The organism is Variovorax sp. OK212, assembly GCF_900112425.1.
Taxonomy (GTDB): domain Bacteria; phylum Pseudomonadota; class Gammaproteobacteria; order Burkholderiales; family Burkholderiaceae_C; genus Variovorax.
On record NZ_FOLP01000009.1, the window covers coordinates 238,590 to 255,118 of the forward strand.

18 protein-coding genes and 1 pseudogene are annotated in these 16,529 nt (G+C 70.0%); 7 read left to right on the forward strand and 12 right to left on the reverse strand.

All coding sequences use genetic code 11. From position 1 onward, the window contains the following. Nucleotide 1: 1 nt before the first annotated feature. Entirely contained in the window at nt 2–928 is a 927-nt protein-coding gene (locus BM004_RS25000) for a LysR family transcriptional regulator (RefSeq protein ID WP_093217715.1), read from the forward strand. A gap of 335 nt (nt 929–1,263) precedes the next feature. Here BM004_RS25000 and BM004_RS25005 read toward each other — a convergent pair whose 3' ends face one another. The 11 genes from BM004_RS25005 to BM004_RS25055 all read right to left on the reverse strand — a co-directional run bounded on the left by BM004_RS25005 (nt 1,264) and on the right by BM004_RS25055 (nt 8,206). Then, nucleotides 1,264–1,629 (reverse strand): TfoX/Sxy family protein, encoded by a 366-nt coding sequence (locus BM004_RS25005; RefSeq protein ID WP_093217716.1) that lies wholly within the window; start codon nt 1,627–1,629, stop codon nt 1,264–1,266. After that, nucleotides 1,626–1,991: a nuclear transport factor 2 family protein gene (locus BM004_RS25010; protein WP_093217718.1), complete on the reverse strand. Its 366-nt coding sequence runs from the start codon at nt 1,989–1,991 to the stop codon at nt 1,626–1,628. The genes BM004_RS25005 and BM004_RS25010 overlap by 4 nt, the downstream gene beginning before the upstream one ends. Continuing rightward, a complete protein-coding gene (locus BM004_RS25015) occupies nt 1,981–2,802 on the reverse strand; it encodes a TetR/AcrR family transcriptional regulator (RefSeq protein ID WP_218152725.1) in 822 nt (273 codons plus the stop codon). The genes BM004_RS25010 and BM004_RS25015 overlap by 11 nt, the downstream gene beginning before the upstream one ends. Nucleotides 2,803–2,915: 113 nt before the next feature. Further along, nucleotides 2,916–3,488, reverse strand: coding sequence for a hypothetical protein (locus BM004_RS25020; protein WP_093217721.1), 573 nt, complete (start codon nt 3,486–3,488; stop codon nt 2,916–2,918). Then, complete coding sequence (locus BM004_RS25025; RefSeq protein ID WP_093217722.1) at nt 3,485–3,925, reverse strand: hypothetical protein; 441 nt, start codon at nt 3,923–3,925, stop codon at nt 3,485–3,487. The genes BM004_RS25020 and BM004_RS25025 overlap by 4 nt, the downstream gene beginning before the upstream one ends. A gap of 9 nt (nt 3,926–3,934) precedes the next feature. Then, nucleotides 3,935–4,444: an OmpA family protein gene (locus BM004_RS25030; protein WP_093130637.1), complete on the reverse strand. Its 510-nt coding sequence runs from the start codon at nt 4,442–4,444 to the stop codon at nt 3,935–3,937. A 7-nt stretch (nt 4,445–4,451) separates the two neighbouring features. After that, on the reverse strand, nt 4,452–5,693 hold the full coding sequence (locus BM004_RS25035; RefSeq protein ID WP_177206597.1) for an RCC1 domain-containing protein: 1,242 nt from the start codon (nt 5,691–5,693) through the stop codon (nt 4,452–4,454). A 2-nt stretch (nt 5,694–5,695) separates the two neighbouring features. After that, on the reverse strand, nt 5,696–6,253 hold the full coding sequence (locus tag BM004_RS25040; RefSeq protein ID WP_143072497.1) for a hypothetical protein: 558 nt from the start codon (nt 6,251–6,253) through the stop codon (nt 5,696–5,698). Nucleotides 6,254–6,291: 38 nt separating this feature from the next. After that, a complete protein-coding gene (locus BM004_RS25045; protein ID WP_143072498.1) occupies nt 6,292–7,224 on the reverse strand; it encodes a hypothetical protein in 933 nt (310 codons plus the stop codon). Continuing rightward, nucleotides 7,221–7,592 carry a hypothetical protein gene (locus BM004_RS25050; RefSeq protein WP_143072499.1) on the reverse strand — a complete coding sequence of 124 codons (372 nt, stop codon included), beginning with the start codon at nt 7,590–7,592 and terminating at the stop codon, nt 7,221–7,223. The genes BM004_RS25045 and BM004_RS25050 overlap by 4 nt, the downstream gene beginning before the upstream one ends. Continuing rightward, the gene (locus BM004_RS25055) at nt 7,571–8,206 is read right to left on the reverse strand and encodes a hypothetical protein (RefSeq protein ID WP_093217730.1); all 636 of its coding nucleotides are present in this window, start codon (nt 8,204–8,206) and stop codon (nt 7,571–7,573) included. Before BM004_RS25055 ends, BM004_RS25050 begins: the two co-directional genes overlap by 22 nt. On the opposite strand from BM004_RS25055, the gene BM004_RS40800 reads away from it, so the two are divergent. The 6 genes and pseudogenes from BM004_RS40800 to cysC all read left to right on the forward strand — a co-directional run. Then, nucleotides 8,205–8,702 (forward strand): hypothetical protein, encoded by a 498-nt coding sequence (locus tag BM004_RS40800; protein WP_143072500.1) that lies wholly within the window; start codon nt 8,205–8,207, stop codon nt 8,700–8,702. The two genes, BM004_RS25055 and BM004_RS40800, sit on opposite strands and share 2 nt — an antisense overlap. Nucleotides 8,703–8,790: 88 nt before the next feature. Further along, a complete protein-coding gene (locus BM004_RS25060; protein ID WP_143072501.1) occupies nt 8,791–10,608 on the forward strand; it encodes an ATP-binding cassette domain-containing protein in 1,818 nt (605 codons plus the stop codon). A 1-nt stretch (nt 10,609) separates the two neighbouring features. Next, on the forward strand, nt 10,610–13,801 hold the full coding sequence (gene lanM / locus BM004_RS25065) for a type 2 lanthipeptide synthetase LanM (protein WP_093217733.1): 3,192 nt from the start codon (nt 10,610–10,612) through the stop codon (nt 13,799–13,801). Next, nucleotides 13,788–14,438, forward strand: coding sequence for a sulfotransferase family 2 domain-containing protein (locus tag BM004_RS25070; protein ID WP_093217735.1), 651 nt, complete (start codon nt 13,788–13,790; stop codon nt 14,436–14,438). Before lanM ends, BM004_RS25070 begins: the two co-directional genes overlap by 14 nt. Next, complete coding sequence (locus BM004_RS25075; protein ID WP_093217736.1) at nt 14,432–15,232, forward strand: phytanoyl-CoA dioxygenase family protein; 801 nt, start codon at nt 14,432–14,434, stop codon at nt 15,230–15,232. The genes BM004_RS25070 and BM004_RS25075 overlap by 7 nt, the downstream gene beginning before the upstream one ends. A 20-nt stretch (nt 15,233–15,252) precedes the next feature. Continuing rightward, a pseudogene (cysC, locus tag BM004_RS25080) lies at nt 15,253–15,849 on the forward strand (adenylyl-sulfate kinase); the annotation flags it as partial. Between the two features lie 7 nt (nt 15,850–15,856). Here the strand turns inward: cysC and BM004_RS40805 are convergent. Next, nucleotides 15,857–16,168 (reverse strand): hypothetical protein, encoded by a 312-nt coding sequence (locus BM004_RS40805; RefSeq protein ID WP_143072502.1) that lies wholly within the window; start codon nt 16,166–16,168, stop codon nt 15,857–15,859. Nucleotides 16,169–16,529: the final 361 nt, after the last annotated feature.

The window sequence follows — 16,529 nt, forward strand, 5'->3', positions numbered from 1 at the left end:
AATGGAGACTTTGGCCAACCTGGAATCCTTCGTGAGAAGCGCTGAGGCACGCAGCTTCTCGGGCGCCGCCAGGAGGCTGGGGCTGACGCCCGCGGGTGTGAGCCGGAACGTGGCCCGGCTCGAAACGAACCTGGGCGTTCGCCTCTTCGTGCGCAGCACGCGCAAGCTTTCTCTGACCGAGGCGGGCGAGCGGCTGCTGGATGGTCTGTCCGTTGGCCTGGAAACCATCCAGTCGGCGCTTGCCGCGGTCGGCCACGCGGCAACGGAACCCAGCGGCACGCTTCGCGTCACGATGCCGCCAGGCTTCGGCACCGACTATGTACTCCCGTTGCTCCCGGGATTCACCAAGCTCTACCCCAAGGTACTGTCGGACTGGCACCTGGACAACCGACGCGTCGACCTCATCTCCGAAGGCTTCGATGTCGCCATCGGCGGTGGATTCGATTTGTCGCCGGGCGTGGTCGCGCGTGAACTGGCGCGAATCCATCTCGTCGCAGTTGCATCACCGGCCTACGTCGGCGGCCGCAGCGAGCCGAAGGATCCGCTGGACCTGCAGGACTGGGACTGGATCGGCATGACGTCGATCCAGCTGGGTCGCGTTCGCAGTCGGCGCCTGCGCAATCGCTCCGGCAGGGAGGTGACCTTCGAAACCAGCCCACGAATGTCGTTCAACGACCCGGAGGCAGTCGCTCGAGCCGTCGCCATGGGGCTCGGGGTCACCCTGATGGCGATGCCGCATGCGGCGCCGCTGCTGCGAACGGGCGTGATCAAGCGGGTGTTGCCCAACTGGTATTGGGACGACGGGCCCATTGCGATGTACTACCCAGGCCAGAAGAAACATCTTCCGGCGAAAACCAGGGCGTTCATCGACTACGTCACCGAGCAATTCAAGCAAAAGCGGCTGGCGGAAATGTTGTCGGCGCATTGAGGCCAAGCCGACCCTTCAGCTCCGCATGGAACGCCGCGGCATCGTCCAACGTCCGCTGCGCGGTGAACACGGCCTCCGCGGTGCGTGCCGCTCGCCATGGCACTCACCAGCACCGCGGGGTCGTTGATCGGCAGCTGGATGACATCGCGCGGCGCGACGTCGTACTGCGGCTCGATGTTTTGACGGTGAGGCCGCGGTCCGCTTTCGATGCTGGCCCGCTGCTTCGGCCGGTGGGCCGGGGCATCTGATGGTTCGTTCAACGACAGGTTCAGCCCCGGCAACAGCGCGAGCCATGCTCCGGCGCGGAGGCCACGCGCCTCACTTGCGATCGAGGTCTACTTTGGCGTCGTTGCCTTGCGGGACGATTTCATGGCGAGCGCGGCGCGGTGTGCATCGACAACCCATTGGCCCAGCGTGTCCGGATCCTCCACGACCTCGCTGGGCGCCTCATAGTAGGCCGTGACCGTGACCGTCTTCGCTGATCCCGCGTAGGTAAAAGGCGCAGCGCCCAAGGCCTCGAAGGTCGGGCGGGTCTTTTTGTCCACGCGCAGGTAGAGCGTGCCCTTGATGACAAACCCGAACTGAACACTGGCCGCCACAAGGCCTGCACCACCGAAGAAGCGAGAAACGCTGATCGGCCCAACCGTTCTGATCCGTCCGGCAATATCAAGCGCCAGGTCGCGGGCCGAAGCAGCGCTCATGCCGGTGATCCCTTGCTCGCGGCATCGAAGAAGCCGCTGATCGCCTGAAGGCGACCGTCCTTGGACAGCACTGCGTGACTGGTGCCTGTCTGCAACGGCGTGCCATCGGGCCCTTGCAGCGCCCAATGTGCGAGGGAGCGATCGTGGTGGTGCAGCACAGATTGGATGACAAAGCGTCCACCGGGTACGTTCTGTTGGAAATCGTCCATGTAATTGGACAATGCCGAACACCCTTCGACTGTGCCGTTTGGATCGCAGTAGGTAATTTCGTTGCCAAGACACATGGCAAATTCGGCGGCGCGCGCGTCAGCGCCGAGAGACCAGGTCGCCGCGTATCGTTGCCACAAAGCTTCAGGTGTCATGGGAAATCTCCAGGTTGTCGAATTCGTTGAGGATGAGTCGCTCGAGGCCAGCCTTGTCGCAACCAGCGCGAACCAGGACCAGGATGCCTTGATAGAGCGCGAGGAGCTTCAGCGCTCCTTCCCTGGGGTCTGAAGTACCGCGCAGGAAGCCAGCTCGGCGGGCAGCATCAAGCCTCTCGGCAAACGCCGCTGCCAGGATGCGCATGCCCTCGCCGACGCCGGTATGGGGGCCATCCTCGCTGCCGAGTTCTACCGCCGAATTTGTGATGAGGCAGCCGTACGACTCGTCATTCGGCTCCTTCAGCAGAGAAAGAAAGAGTTCGCGCAAGCCCTGAAGACTTGCTTCGGCAGGCGCGTGGTGGCTGAGCCGGTGTTGCAGCACGGTGCGGTTGTAGTGTGCAAATGCCGCATTGAAAACACCGGCTTTGTCGCCGAAGCTGTTGTAGAGGCTGCCAGCCTTGAGTCCTGTTGCGGCTTCAAGATCGCGGATCGACACGGCCTGATAGCCCTTGCGTCTAAAGGCATGCATCGCCTTGTCGAGGACGGCGTTTTCATCGTAGGCGCGAAGGCGTCCCATATACAGCCCATTATTTTTTAGCAGTCGTTTTAGTATGGCCGATAAAAAACAGCTGTCAAGCACTTCAGGAGAAGTGCCGTGGTGTGCGTTGAGCTGGCGCCCGAGGAACGTAGCAAGGCCCGAGCGCGCTAGAAATTGATGGCGATGATGGGACTGGCACGTCTGCAAACAGGCTGAGGGTGCCGGATCACGCGCAGGCCTCGCCGATTCGACGTATCTGGCGACGCGATTCATCACCATGCGCCTCATTGGCCCTCATCGAAGGCCGATGGGTGACCTGTTCGGACCTTCCCTGGCGGTGGTCGACGCGAAAGCCTTTGCGCAGAAGGTCGTTCGAACGCCGCGCTTCACTGCCCCTTGCGCAGCACCCGGTCGAGCTCGGCCTGCCCGAGCGGCACAGGCGTGCCGCCGAACTCCCGCCGAAGCTGAAATGTGGCGGCGCCGCCGCGCGGCTCGACCGCGATCGTGGGAAAGCGCAGCAGGCGTGCGGAGAACGCCAGCAGCACCGCGCCGCTGGCAAACGCCTGGCCGTCGATCGCCAGCACGAAGCAACGGTCGGTGATGCCGATGGCACCGCCGAGTTCGTCGAGCTTGCGCGCGTCGAGCGTCCAGCTGGCGCGCGACGCGTCCCACGAGGCGATGTCGTCTTCGGTGATCAGCGGTGCGCGCCCGTCGGTGGGGCTCCACGCGCGCAGCGCCGCCGCGTCGAGCTGGCAGTGCGCCGCGTTGGTCGCGCCGATGGGGCCCGTCAGCCAGAGTGCGAAGCGGGGTGTCTGCACCTGCGCCTGCACCTGCGCTTGCGCTTGCGCTTGCGCTTGCGCTTGCGCTTGCGCTTGCGCCTGCGCCTGCGCGCCGAGCGCGGCGAACGCGAGCAGCGCCGGCGCAAGTGAGCGCAACACGGTGCGAAGTCGCGCGTTCATCGCCGGTCCATCCGGAAGCCGAGCACCTGATCGCCGTCGGCGGACATGCTCAGGATCGGGTTGACGTGCATCGGCGTGTCGAAGTACCAGTGGTAGACGCGCTGCGACGCGTTGGCGCCGCCTTCCTCGCGGCTGGGCGGCCCCAGCAGGCAGACCACCTCGGCCACCGGCTGGCCGGCCTGCAGCGCGCGCCGGTCGAGCAGGGCCTGCACGGCCGCCGCCCAGCGCCGGCCCGCGCCGCCGTAGTCCGGCAACTTCTGCTCGGCGACCTCGGCACGCAGCCGCTCGCGCTGCAGCGACAGCTCGGCGTCGGGCACCCTCGGGCCGGGGCACTCGGTGGCTGCGGCCGCTGTTGCGGCCGCGCCCAGCACCAGCCCGCCCAGCACCAGCCCGCTCAACGCGAGCACCGCAACGGCACGCACAGGCCTGTGGTTCACCGCGCGCCGTCAGTTGGCGTAGACGAAGTCGACGCGGCGGTTCTTCGCGCGCGCGTCCGCGCTGTCGCCGCTGGCCGCCGGCCGTTCCTCGCCGAAGGACACGGTCTCGATGCGTTGCACCGAGACGCCCTGCAACGCCAGTTGGCGCAGCACGGCCTCGGCGCGCTTCTGGCCGAGCGCCAGATTGTATTCGCGTCCGCCGCGCTCGTCGGTGTTGCCTTCGAGCCGCAGCGTGACCTCGGCCTTGTCGCGCATGAAGCGCTGGTTGGCCTCGATCACCTTCGCGCCTTCGGCGTCCACGGTGAACTGGTCGAAACCGAAATAGATGGTGCTCGCCGACGGCGCGAACACCGGTCGCTTGGGTTGCGGGCCGGCGCAGCAGGTGGGCTGGCCTTCGTCGCGCCGGGCGTCGCGCTGGGCGTCGGACGCACCGCCGCCGGTGGTCGGCGTGGTGCAGGCGCTGGCAAGCAGGAGCGCGAGCGCGGCGAAGCTGAGTCGGGTGGTTTGTTGCACGGTCATGGGAGGTTCAGGGTGGGGGTTTGCGCGCAGCGAGCGGAAATGCGATGCGCTGGGGTTCGTGCACGAACATCTCGGTGCGGTCGAACACGTCGGGGTAGCGGCCGAGGTCGGCCAGGCGCTGCCAGTTGCGACCGCCCCAGAGCCACAGCGTCTGGTCGTTCTTGATGCCGGCGCTGCCGTAGTCCTGCACCGCGATGCGCTTGAAGTCGCCGCCCATCGGCGCGGGCATGAGGTGGCGTTCGCCCTGGGTGCGCCAGCCCCATTCGAGCACGGTGCCGTCGCGCTGCAGGCCGAGGGCGTGCGAGTTGTCGGTGACCACGTTCACGAAGCCGTCGCCGATCTTCACCGGCGTGTTGCTGCGGTCTTCTTCCACGCCGCGGCCGAAGCCGTGCCGGCTGCTGCCCCAGGCCATGAGTTCGCCTGCGGCCGTGACCGCGACCGAATAGCCCGCGCCGACCGACACCTCGGCATAGTCCGGCCCCACGCGCAGCGGCACGTCGGACCCGGGCGCGGTGGGCTCGCCCACGCCGAGCTGCCCGACCCGGTTGTTGCCCCAGGTCCACAGCGAGCCGTCGTCGCGGATCGCCGCCGCGTGGTTGTAGCCGGCGCTGATGCGGCGATAGCCGTCGCCGATCTTCACGGGCAGCGCGCGCGCCTGCCGGGTGCCGTCGCCGAGCTGGCCGGACGCGTTGTTGCCCCAGGCCCAGAGGCTGCCGTCGGTCTTGATCGCGAGCGTGAAGTCTTCGCCCAGCGACACGCGCGCAAAGCCCTTGCCGATGCGCGCAGGGCGATGCTGCGCGCCGAGCAGCTCGGCATTGCCGTTGCCGATGAGCCCCTGGCCCCACGCCCAGAGTTCGCCGTCGGGCGTGAGGGCCGCCGCGCGCTTGGGCCCGCAGGCAACGGACGCAAAGCCGCTGGCGATGCGGGTTGCCGCAAAGTGCGAGAAGACGCCGCTGGTGCCCGCCAGGAAGTCGAGTTCGTTGTCGTCGCCCAGGCCGAGCTGGCCGTCCGAATTGCCGAGGCTGCCGCCCCAGCTCCACAGCGTGCCGCGGTCGTCGAGCACCAGCGCGAAGTCGGCGCCCAGGCAGACGTCGACCGGTTTGCCGGTGGGGTCCGGCGTGGCCTTGGCTGGTGCCGTCCTGGTCTTGGTTTGGGCCCATGCATTGCCGCCTGGCGCACCCAGCAGCAGCGACACCAGCCACAGGCTCGCGGCCACGGCGCGCCGGCCTTGCCGGGGGAGTGTGATCATGTTCAGCATGTGACAGCGGGGCCATCGCTTGGGGAACGCGCGGCGGCGGGCGGGCGCTCCCGCGGGGTCACCGCCTCGACCTTGAAGTTCATGGTGAAGACGTCGGCCTTGCCTTTGCTTTTTCGCGGCACAAGGCGCAGCGTGGCCTCGCCGGGACGCAGCGCGCCGATGCGCAACGACGGCGTGGGGATCAGCGCGGCGCGGTCGGCCCCCGGCAGCACGAGCATGATCGACAGCGCGCGCGGCGATTGGAGCACGGCCGAGAACTCTTCCTCGGTCAGCACGCGCAGCACGCCCTGGCGGCTTTCGCTCAGTTCGACCTGCCAGTCGTCGGGCGTGCCGGAGGGCAGGGCGAGGCTGACCAGGTCGCGCTGGTCGAGCGTGCGCGAGGCCGGCGTCTCGGTCCAGGGGTTCTTCGCCGCCAGGGCGATGTAGTGGTGGCGATCGACCGGCGGGCCGTTCATCACGCAGGCGCCGGCGGACTGCAACAGGGCGAGTGCCAGACCGGCGCCAGCCAGCCACGGCTGCAAGCGTGTGGCGAGGGGTGTTCTTCTTTTCATGGTGGCGTGGGTGGCCTGTGTTGGAGGTCGGTGGAATGTCATGGTGCGCGCGGCACCGCGGGCAGCACGGCCTTGGCGGCGCCCATCAGCGCAAGCAATATCAGCGGCCATTCAGTCCAGGCATGAAGGCCCGCCGCAATGGCGTACAGGCCCTTCGCCTGTGCGAAGTCGAGCCAGAAGCCCAGCAGGATCGCCGCGCACGCGGCCAGTGCCGCCGTGCGCCACGGCAACCCTTTCCATGCCGGCCCCAAGGCCCGGGGCACCAGGTACAGCACCGCCAGGTAGTGAAGGCATTGCGCCCAGACCAGCGCCGGCAGCAAGGCCGCACCGAAGGCGGCCGAGCCGGTGTTGGAGGCCCAGCCCAGTTCGGCGGGCCGCCACGCGGTGGCCGGCGCGCCGGTGCCGAACAGCCAGAGCAGCAGAAAGAGCGCCAGCGGCGCCGCAAACACCAGCCCCAGCACCGCGCGCGCCGGCCAGGCGCCGATGCGGGCCGCAGCGGGCACCAGCCCGATGGGCGTGAAGTTGTGCGCGATGGCCAGCGCCGCCAGCACGCCCATCACATGCACGGTATCGGCCACCGCCACGAGCAAGGCCGCCAGCCCGGTGGCCGCCGGCACCAGCAGCCAGCGCCGTCGGGGGCCGGCGCCTTGCAGCAGCGTGAGGGCGCACAGCAGTGCCAGCGCCAGCGTGGTGGCGTCGCAAAGGGCGGCGGTCTCGGCGTCGATGCGGTCCAGCCACAGCATGGTGCGCGCGCAGGCCTGCAGCGCGAGCGTCCCGCCCAGGCACAGCCAGAAGGCGCGGGGCAGCACCGGCGCCCAGGTTTTGCGCACCCATGCCATTTCCCACAGGACGTGCGGCAGGCCGAACACCGCCAGCGCCACGACGTACAGGCCCGCGGGTTGCCACAGCGCCAGCGCGCCAAGGCCGAGCGCCGCGGGGGCCCAGCCGTGCGCGGCCAGCTGCGACTTCACCACAGGATCCATCCCACGCAGACCGACGCCGCATTGGCGAGCAAGGACAGCAGCAGCGCCATGCCGAACGAGCCGCCCAGCAACCAGCGCAGGCACACCGCCTCGGCCAGCACCACGGCCGACTCGACCAGCCACAGCCCCGCCACGTAGTCGTGCGTGCCGTAGTTGCCGATGGCCCGATAGGCCAGCGGGTGGGTGAGGCAGCTGGGCACGAAAGCCGCGGCGATCCGGCGAAGGGGCGCCAGCTCGTGAAAGTGGGTGAGCCTTCGGCGTGCCGTCGCCAGCAGCACGATGGGCGCCTCGACCGCCAGCGTGAGGGCCAGTGCCAGCAGCTGGCCGCCGGCCATCACTGGAACAGCTTGCGCCATGCACCGACCGGCGTGAGCACGGCGGGCACGGGGTCGGTCTCCGGCCGGCACAGCACCACCGGCCGCGTCAGCTGCTGGCGCCCGCGGCGGTAGATGCTCGAGGTCTCGGTCTCGCTCTTGCAAATGCCGTTCGACGGCACGACGGCGTCGCCGACCCGCACCTGCGCCACGCAGCTGTCGCCGGGCGCCTGGCCCTTGCAGAAGCGGTCGCTCACGGGCGCGGGCGTCTCGCACACCAGGCCCATGGCGGCCAGCGTGCGCCGGCCGTCGGGCTCGCGCAGGATGTCGGCGCACATGTAGCTGTCGGCCTGGTAGGGCTGCGAGGCCATCTGGCGATCGATCTGCGGCGGGTTGTCCGGCGTGCAGCGCAGGTCGATGAAGCGGTACTCGTTGCGGTTGATGCCGCGCTCGCACTTGCCGGGGCCGCCGCCTTCGAACGCGGTGCCGGGAACCGTGCAGGCGTTGCCGACGCCCTGGCCCTCGCACGGCGCGTCGGTGCGGTCGAACGCGCCGGGGTTGCTCTGGAACCGTTCGGACAGCCTGGCGGCCTGTGGCGGCAGCACGTCGGCGGCCGCGAAGCCGGTGGCAAGGACGGCGGCGAGGCAAAAAGCCATGGCCGGCCCGATCCGCCGGCGCCTGGCGGCACTTGCACGAAGAACCACGGTTTGCAGGGATGGATTCAAGCAGCGATCTATTCAGGCAAATGGTTGTCGGGGTGCCGCGCCGCGCGCCAAGGGCCGGGAACGGGGGCGGGGGTGGGCCGGCGGCGTGGCTGGGCATTCTCCCTGCGGCGGGGCCGCAAGCACCTCCTATGAATTGGGGATGCGGAAATCCGATACTTACCTCGATAGTTCTCCTTGGCGGTTGCGGGTTTTTCAAACGCCGTCCGGCGTTTCCGGCAACCGGCGTCGGGTAGTTTTTCCACTAGGAGTTTTTCAGATGATCGATTTGGACGCATGCATCGACGACGAAATGAAGTTGATCGAGGAAATCGACGACAAGGTCGAGTTCGCCCTGCATGACAAGGTGATGGAGACCGTCTTCAAGCCTTTCATGGGAAGCAAGGAACTGGTCTGCGCCCAGCAGTCGCGCTACAACCATTGCAAGTGAGGCGTGCGGGCCGCCAGCCGGCGCCCTTCACCGCCTCAGCGCGACAGAACGCCACGACACGTGGCGTTTTTTTGTGGGAGCTTCCTTCTTGAGCGATACCTTCGCGGCCTCGCCCGCCAGGCTGCGGGGCACGGCGCTGGGCGCCATCTTTGCCTCGGTCGCGCTGCGCCGGGGCATCGCGGTGGCTTGCACGGCGCTGCTGGTGCTCGAAAAGCTCGTCGCCGTGCTGCTGCCGTTGATCTTCGTGAAGCTGCTGGCGCAAGGAACGCAGGGCGCGCAGGGTGAGCTCGCCCCGTCGATGCTGCTGCTCGCGCTGTTCTGCGCCGCCGGCGTGGCGGTGGTCTGCCTGAGCGAGTACCGCGAGGTCCGCTTCCTGTCGATCCTGCAGAACGCCCAGAAGGCGCTGGTGCAGCAGGCGCTTGCCGCCTTCCACCGCAAGCCGCAGGCCTTCTTCGCGGCGCATGCCTCGCCGGAGCTCACCCGCGCGGTCAACCGCGCGGCCTGGAGCGTGGACGCGATCTTTTCGATCGGCTTCTTCAACATCCTGCCGACCGTGCTGCAGGTGCTGTTCGCCTGCGGCGTGCTGTGGGTGCACCTGTCGGCGCTGCACGCCGCGCTGCTGCTGCTGATGGTGGGCCTGCTGGTCAGCATGACCTACCGGTCGGTGAACACCCAGCAGGCCCTCTACCGCGAGCGCATCCGCGAAGACAACAGGATCAACGCCGTGCTGGCCGACAGCCTGGTCAACGCCGAGACCGTCAGGGCCTTCGGCGGCATCGGCTTCGAGCTGGAGCGACTGTCGGCGCGCCAGGCGCGGCTCGACGTGGCCTGGCGGCGCCAGCAGACCCAGCTGAGCGCCGGCAAGTGCGCGCAGGCCTCGCTGATCCAGCTGAGCCAGTTCGTGCTGCTGGGCGCGACGGTGCTGGCCTCGACCGGCACGGGCATCGGCACCGCCGAACTCGGCGTCGGCCTCGTGATGGTCAGCATGTACGTCGCGCAGGTGTTCGGTCCGCTGGAGTCGGTCGGGCTGCTGTACAGCAGCTTCACCCATGCCTTCATCGACCTGCGCGAGCTCGACGCGCTGACGCGCGACGCGCCGCCGGCGCCCGAGGCCAAGGCTGCCGCCGACGCGCCAGAAGCGCCAGAGGCGCCTGCCCCCGCGCCGCTGCAGGCCCAGTGCGTCTCGGTCGCCGTCGACGGCAAGACCCTGCTGGACGCGGTGAGCCTGCGGTTGCCGGCCCGGGGCAAGATCGCGCTGGTGGGGCCCACCGGCTCCGGCAAGACCACCCTGGCGCGGGCGTTGACCGGCATGGGCCCGCTCAGCGCGGGCCGGCTGCTGCTGAACGACGTGCCCGCCACGCCCGAAACGATGCTGCGCCACGCGCTCTACGTGTCGCAGACCACCGGCCTGTTCGACGACACGCTCGAATACAACATCGGCTACGGCAATCGCGAAGTGCAGGCCGCCCAGCTCGGCGCGGCCGTCGAGCGGGCGCAGCTTGCCTCCATGCTGAAGGAGCGCGAGGCGGGGCTGGCGTCGCCGTGTGGCGAACTGGGCGCGCGGCTGTCGGGCGGGGAGCGCCAGCGCATCGCCGTGGCGCGCGCGTTGCTCAACGCACGGCCGGTGATGGTGTTCGACGAGATCACCGCACAGCTCGACGCCGTCACCGAGACGGCCATCTTCGCGGCGCTCGACCGGCTCGCGCAGGACGCGCTGGTGGTGCACGTCACCCACCATCTCGAGATGGTCGCGGACGCCGAGCGCATCTTCTGCTTTGCCGGCGGGCGCCTGGCCGAGCAAGGCACGCACGACGAACTCATGCGCAACCGCGGCGGCTACGCCGCGCTGTGGGACGCGCGCATGCAGGCGCTGGGCGTGCGGCCCCTGCTCGGCAAGGCGGCCTGAGATGGACGCGCAACGGTTTCTCGAACTGTTCGCGCCGCGTGCCGCCACGCTGGACGAGCACCTCGGCGCGCCCTGGCTCGCGGCCCACGACGGCACGGGCGCGCAGGCCGTGGCCGAGCGCCGCATCGCCCGCTGGCAGCAGGCCTGCAACCGCTTCGAGCCCGAGGGCTTCGCCAAGCGCGTGAACTGGAAGTTTCCCTCGGGCGCACCCGCGCTCGCGCAGCGGCTGGGGCCCAAGACACTGGTGTCGCCGCAAGGCGTGCCGGCGTGGATGGCGCAGGCCTGGCACTTCGTGTCGGAACTCTGCGCGCAGCCGCCGCGCGATGCGGAGGTGGCGCGCGAGCCGCTGCCGTTCGAAGACCTGTTCACCGGCTTCGCCGCGCGCGAGTCGCACCGGCTGCGCGAAACGCTCAGCGCCGCGCAGGCCGGCTGCTTTGCCGACGGGTGCTTCCGCGCACTCGAGCGTCAGCTGGTCGCCGACCTGGCGGAGGTCTTCGGCTACGCGCTGGAGCACGAGTTCTCGCTGTTCCGAGTGAACCATCCGCAGCGCGAGGCCACGGGCGCGCCCGAGCGGCTGTACCGCGAGTTCATCGCGCGGCTGCGCGCGGGCGAGCTCTTTGCCTTCGCCATCAAGTACGCGGCATTGACCCGGCTCGCCTGCCAGGCGCGCGGCCAGTGGCGCGACCATGCCGCCAAGCTGTTGACGCGCTTCGCGCAGGACCGCGAGGCACTGGCCGGCTGGCTGGGCGTGGCGCCGCAGGGGTTGCGCGTGGAGGCGCTGCACTGCGCCCTGTCGGACCGCCACCAGGGCGGCCAGAGCGTGGTCCGGCTGCAGCTGTCGCAGGGCGGCGGCATCTACTACAAGTGCCGCGCCATGGCGCTCGAACACGCGATGGGCGAGCTGCTCGAGCACGTGTCGGGCCCGGCCGGCGCTGACGTGCCCGGGTTGGCCGCCTTGCTGCCGCGCGTGCTGCCGCGCGGCGACCACGGCTGGGCACAGGGCGTCACTGCCGCCGCGCCCGAGCTGTCGCGCTACTACGCCGCGGCCGGCGGCGGCCTGGCCGCGTCGTGGGTGCTGGGCGCCACCGACCTGCATGACGAGAACGTCCTCATGGCCGCGGCCGGCCCCGCCATCGTCGATGCGGAAATGTTCGCCTCGCCCAAGCCGCGGCGCTTCGGCGGGTCGGCCGTGTCCGACCTGAACGTGGCCGAGCTCGACACCGTGCTGCGCTGCGGCCTGCTGCCGCATTGGCAGACCTTCGGCGACGGGCGCCGGCTGCAGGTCAACGGGCTCGGCGGCACCCGCGTCGCGGCCTTGGGCGTGAAGGCGGTGGCCTGGGAACACGTCAACACCGACCGCATGGCGCGCCGCATGCTGGAGGTGGAGGCGCACGACATCCCGGTGACGGATGTGCCCGCCCACGAACCGGCCGACTTCGAGGCCGAGATCATCGCGGGCTTCGAGCGGGGCTGCGCCGCGCTGGCGCGCGCGCTCGGTGGCGAGGGCGACTGGCCTCGTTGGCGCGAGCGGCTCTCCGGGCTTCCCGTGCGCTTTCTGTTTCGCGACACGCGCGTCTACGCCATGTTGAGGCAGCGCTTGCTGGACCCGCGCCATGCGCAGCATGTGCTGGACTTCGAGCTGGAGATCGAACAGCTGGTTTCCACGCTGGTGATCGACGACGCTTTTCCGCAGCTGCAGGCGCTGTTCGAGGCGGAGAAGAAGGCCATCCTGCAAGGCGACGTTCCGTACTTTCTGGCCCGCACCGACAGCGGCCACTGGCAGCCTGGCGCGGACACCGGCGATGCGCAGGGCGCGCTCGCGCTGTTCTCGGTGTCCGGCGTGGACGTCATTGCGCAGAACATCGCGGGCCTCACGAGCGAGCGGCTGGCGTTCCAGGCGTCGCTCATCCGCGCGACGCTGTTCGCGTCGCGTCCTCCGGGTGGGCCGGACAACCCTGCGGGCGAGGCTCGCGGCATGGCCGCGCCGGCCGTGCACGGCACGGGCGGCACCGACCCGATGGCCGCGGCGCAGCGCATCGGCGAACAGCTGCTGGCATCGGCCATCCGGGGGCGCACCGGCAGCATCGACGACCTGAGCTGGATCGCGCCGCAGATGGCCGGGCGCGACGGCTGCATGAACGTGCGCTCGCTGGGCTGCAGCCTGTACGACGGCCGCGCCGGCGTGGGGCTCTTTCTGGCCGCGCTGGCCAGGTACGGCGCGCAGCCGCGCTTCGAGGCGGCGGCCCGCGCCGTGTTCGAGCCCATCCTGCAAGGCACCTACCTGGCGCGCCGCACCGAGGACCTCGATGGCGTGCGCGGCGGGCAGGTGGGCCGAGCCTCGCTGCTGTACGGCCTGCACGCCGCGGGCGTGCTGCTGCGCGAGCCGCGCTGGGTCGAAGTGGCGCGGCGCGAGGCCCGCCGTTGCAGCGCCGCCGACATCGCGGAGAACCCCTGCGCGGATTGGATCAGCGGCCTTTCGGGCGAGCTGGCGGCGCTGCAGTCAGTGCTGGGCGCGCTGCCCCGCGACCGGCTCGATGCGGGCCTGCTGCGCCTGGTCGAACTGCGCCGCGACGCCGGCGCACCGGGCGGCGGCTGGTGGGCCGCGCCAGACATGCCCGAGGGCCTCGCGGGCGCGGGTCATGGCGTGGCCGGCATCGCGCAGGCCCTGGTCCGGCTCTACCCGGGCAACGAGGCGGCCGGCGCCTGCCTGGACGCCGCGCTGCGGTGGTTGCACGCGCGCTGGCAGCCGCGGCGCGCGGGGTGGTTGCCCTCGGCCGGCAACGAGGCCGGTGGCGCGCTGCCCGACACCTGGGCCCATGGCAGCGTCGGCATCGTCATGATGACGCAGGGCATCGACGCCGGCCGCGAAGCACACCGTGTGCAGGGCCGCAGCGAGGCGCTCGCACGGCTGCGCACCGCGCCGTTGTCCGACTGGGACACGTTGGCCACCGGCAACTGCGGCGCGATCGACATGTTCCTCTCCCTGGGCGAGCACGACCTGGCGCTGCAACGCGCCCACGCCATGCTGGCGCGCGCCGGTGCCGACGGCGACTTCCACATTCCGGGCCACCGCCTGCTGCGCCCCGGCCTGTGCGACGGCCTGGCCGGCGTGGGCTATACCCTGTTGCGGCTGCTTCACCCCGAGGCCTTGCCGTGCGTTCTTCTGCTGGAGCCGATCGATGAGGGCCTTTGACCCGCAAGAGCTGCTGGTGTCCGTCCACATTCCCAAGTGCGCGGGAACCTCGTTCATCGGCTGGCTGCGCGCGGCCTTCGACGGCCGGCTGCACCTGCACTACCCCGACCTCGCGCCGCCCGAAAAACTCTCGCACCGTGCCGGGTGGTGTGTGCACGGGCACTTTTTTCACCATGCCTGGCCCATCGGCGTGAACGACTACTACCCCGACGCGCGCCAGTACATCACCGTGCTGCGCGACCCGCTGCAGATGGTGATCTCGAGCTACTTCTTCATGGCGCACAAGGGCGAGAGGCTCGCGCCCACGCTGCAGGCCTACCTCGACGAAGTGCTCACGCAGTGGCCGCGGCTCACGCAGTTCGCCGGCATGCCCGCCGCGCCTGACGCCGACGACACCTGGGGCTGGATGAACGAGCGCTTCGTCTGGGTCGGCGTGGTGGAGGCGCTCGACACCTGCCTGCCGGTGCTGGCCGGCCGGCTGGGCGTGCGCGCCGCGCCCATGCCCCTGGAGAACACCGCGCCGCGCGACCAGGTGCTGGCCGACCCGCGTGACTGGGAGGCGCGCTTTCGCGACAAGTTCGCGTGGGAGTACGGGCTCTACGACAAGGCGCTGGCGGGCGCTCGCTCGCCATGCTGAGCGCCGATGCCGCGCAGGCCGTGCCCGACATGCACGAAGTGCACGACGTGCCCCCGATGCCGCAGGCCCGCATGCTGCAAGCGCTGCGCAGCGACGGCGTGCTGGTGTTCGAAGGCCTGCTGGCGCATCGCATCGCATCGGCGGCCGACGAGCACCGACGCGTCACCGCCGGCCACTTCGCCGGCATCCGGGTCTCGATGGAACTCGACGGCGAGAAGATCTTCGTGCTCGGCGACGACCTGCTGCGCGCCCAGGGCCTGCGGCACTTGGCCGACATGCTCGCCGCGCCCTGGTTCGTGGCGCTCGCCAACGACTACCTGGGCACCGCCGAGCCGGCGCCGCACGTGTATTCGATCGCGCTCGACGGCGCCAAGCAAGCGGCGGACGGCCCCGGCAACCACCACCTGCACTGGGACCCGACACTGTCGCTGCGCATGATGGTCTACGTGGGCGACACGGACCGGCGCAACGGCGCGCTCGAGGTCATCGCGGGAACCCACCTGCTCAACCACCGGCGCCGGCTCGACGAGTGGGCCGGCGGCATCGCGTACCAGCCGCGCCCGGTCTGCGCGGGCCGCCTGGAAGACACCGAGGTCGTCGAGGGGCGCGCGGGCACGGTGATCGTCTTCGACACCTCGGTCAGCCATCGCCGCGGGCTGGTGGCGCCCGGGCACACGCGCCGCGTGGCCTTCGCGCACATGCATTCGGCGCTGGCGGCCGCGCAGATGGCGGGCATGCCCCACGCCCAGGCCGCCGACCACTTGCTGTGGCCGCACGCCACCGCCTTGCCATGAAGCGCGAGCCGTTGTGTCCCGCCTTCGACCTGGACAAGGCCGCGCGCGCCGGCCTGCTGGGGCAGCGGCCGGCCGTGCTGTGGTTCACGGGGCTGTCAGGCTCGGGCAAGAGCACCATCGCCAACGCGGCGTGCAACGAACTGCACGCGCGCGGCAAGCACACCTACCTGCTCGACGGCGACATCGTGCGCACAGGCCTGTGCCGCGACCTCGGCTTCTCGGCGGCGCAGCGGGTGGAAAACATCCGCCGCGCCGCCGAGGTCGCCCGGTTGATGGTGGACGCCGGCCTCGTGACGCTCACCGCCTTCATCTCGCCGTTCCGCTCGGAGCGCGAGATGGCCCGGCGGCTGTTCGCGCCCGGCGAATTCCTGGAGGTGTTCGTCGACGTGCCGCTGGCCGTGGCCGAGCAGCGCGACCCCAAGGGCCTTTACCGCAAGGCGCGGCGCGCAGAGCTGCCGGATTTCACCGGCATCGACTCGCCCTACGAGGCGCCCGCGAGTCCCGACCTGCGGCTTGATGCGGCGGGCCGGAGCGTGGCGTTCAACGTGGGTCGAATCATCGACGCGATGGAGGTGGCGGGGCTGTTGTCGCCGCCGGACGGGCCGCGGCGTCCCTGACGCCGCGTCAGGGCTTGGCGCGTTCGCGCTGTGCGCGCTCGGCCGCCTCGCGCATCGCCTGGGTCCGCGGGTTGTGCCGGTCGTGTGATGCACGCACCTCGGCGTAGCAACGGTCTCGCGCACGCCGGCTTTCCGGCCAGCACGGCGTGCCTTCAGCGCCGGGGCTGGCGTCGAGGCACGACTGCAGCGTGCGCGCGGCAAGCGCGTGGCATGGCAGGTATTCGTTGGACGTGGGGGAGGCGAGGGCGCTCGCGCAGACGAAAGCAGCAGCAACTGCCGCTGTCGGCATGCGCCAATGGCTGGAATGAATACGACGCACGGTGGGTCTCCCTCGGTGTGCTGCCGATGGTAGCCAGCCGCGCGGGCTGGCGAACCCCATGAAAGCAGGAGGCGTGCGATCGAACGATCGCCACTGCCGGCTTGCCGTCAGCGCTCAATGAACAACGCCCTTGCACGTGGTTGATCGAGCGCTTGCAGGAAGTCTGTTGGCGGCAGAACGCAAGCCCCTGCAGCAAGCCTCCGATTTACTTGTTTTCGGGTATGGCTCCACTGGAAACCAAACGATACGCTCGCCCGCGTCCGGATTGCTCGCCGTCCTCCTTTTCTCGTTCTTCATCACAGGAAACCCCATGCTCATTCAGGCCGATGCCAGCGGCGCCCCACCCAAAGTCACCGGAGGG

Coding starts and splice junctions, on each gene's coding strand:
- lanM (WP_093217733.1), top strand. CDS start 10,610: ATGGACGCGCAACGGTTTCTCGAACTGTTCGCGCCGCGTGCCGCCACG.
- BM004_RS25070 (WP_093217735.1), top strand. CDS start 13,788: ATGAGGGCCTTTGACCCGCAAGAGCTGCTGGTGTCCGTCCACATTCCC.
- BM004_RS25050 (WP_143072499.1), bottom strand. CDS start 7,592: ATGGCGCAAGCTGTTCCAGTGATGGCCGGCGGCCAGCTGCTGGCACTG.
- BM004_RS25010 (WP_093217718.1), bottom strand. CDS start 1,991: ATGACACCTGAAGCTTTGTGGCAACGATACGCGGCGACCTGGTCTCTC.
- BM004_RS25015 (WP_218152725.1), bottom strand. CDS start 2,802: ATGAATCGCGTCGCCAGATACGTCGAATCGGCGAGGCCTGCGCGTGAT.
- BM004_RS25030 (WP_093130637.1), bottom strand. CDS start 4,444: ATGACCGTGCAACAAACCACCCGACTCAGCTTCGCCGCGCTCGCGCTC.
- BM004_RS25035 (WP_177206597.1), bottom strand. CDS start 5,693: ATGATCACACTCCCCCGGCAAGGCCGGCGCGCCGTGGCCGCGAGCCTG.
- BM004_RS25055 (WP_093217730.1), bottom strand. CDS start 8,206: ATGGCTTTTTGCCTCGCCGCCGTCCTTGCCACCGGCTTCGCGGCCGCC.
- BM004_RS25020 (WP_093217721.1), bottom strand. CDS start 3,488: ATGAACGCGCGACTTCGCACCGTGTTGCGCTCACTTGCGCCGGCGCTG.
- BM004_RS40800 (WP_143072500.1), top strand. CDS start 8,205: ATGGCCGGCCCGATCCGCCGGCGCCTGGCGGCACTTGCACGAAGAACC.
- BM004_RS25000 (WP_093217715.1), top strand. CDS start 2: ATGGAGACTTTGGCCAACCTGGAATCCTTCGTGAGAAGCGCTGAGGCA.
- BM004_RS25075 (WP_093217736.1), top strand. CDS start 14,432: ATGCTGAGCGCCGATGCCGCGCAGGCCGTGCCCGACATGCACGAAGTG.
- BM004_RS25040 (WP_143072497.1), bottom strand. CDS start 6,253: ATGAAAAGAAGAACACCCCTCGCCACACGCTTGCAGCCGTGGCTGGCT.
- BM004_RS25005 (WP_093217716.1), bottom strand. CDS start 1,629: ATGAGCGCTGCTTCGGCCCGCGACCTGGCGCTTGATATTGCCGGACGG.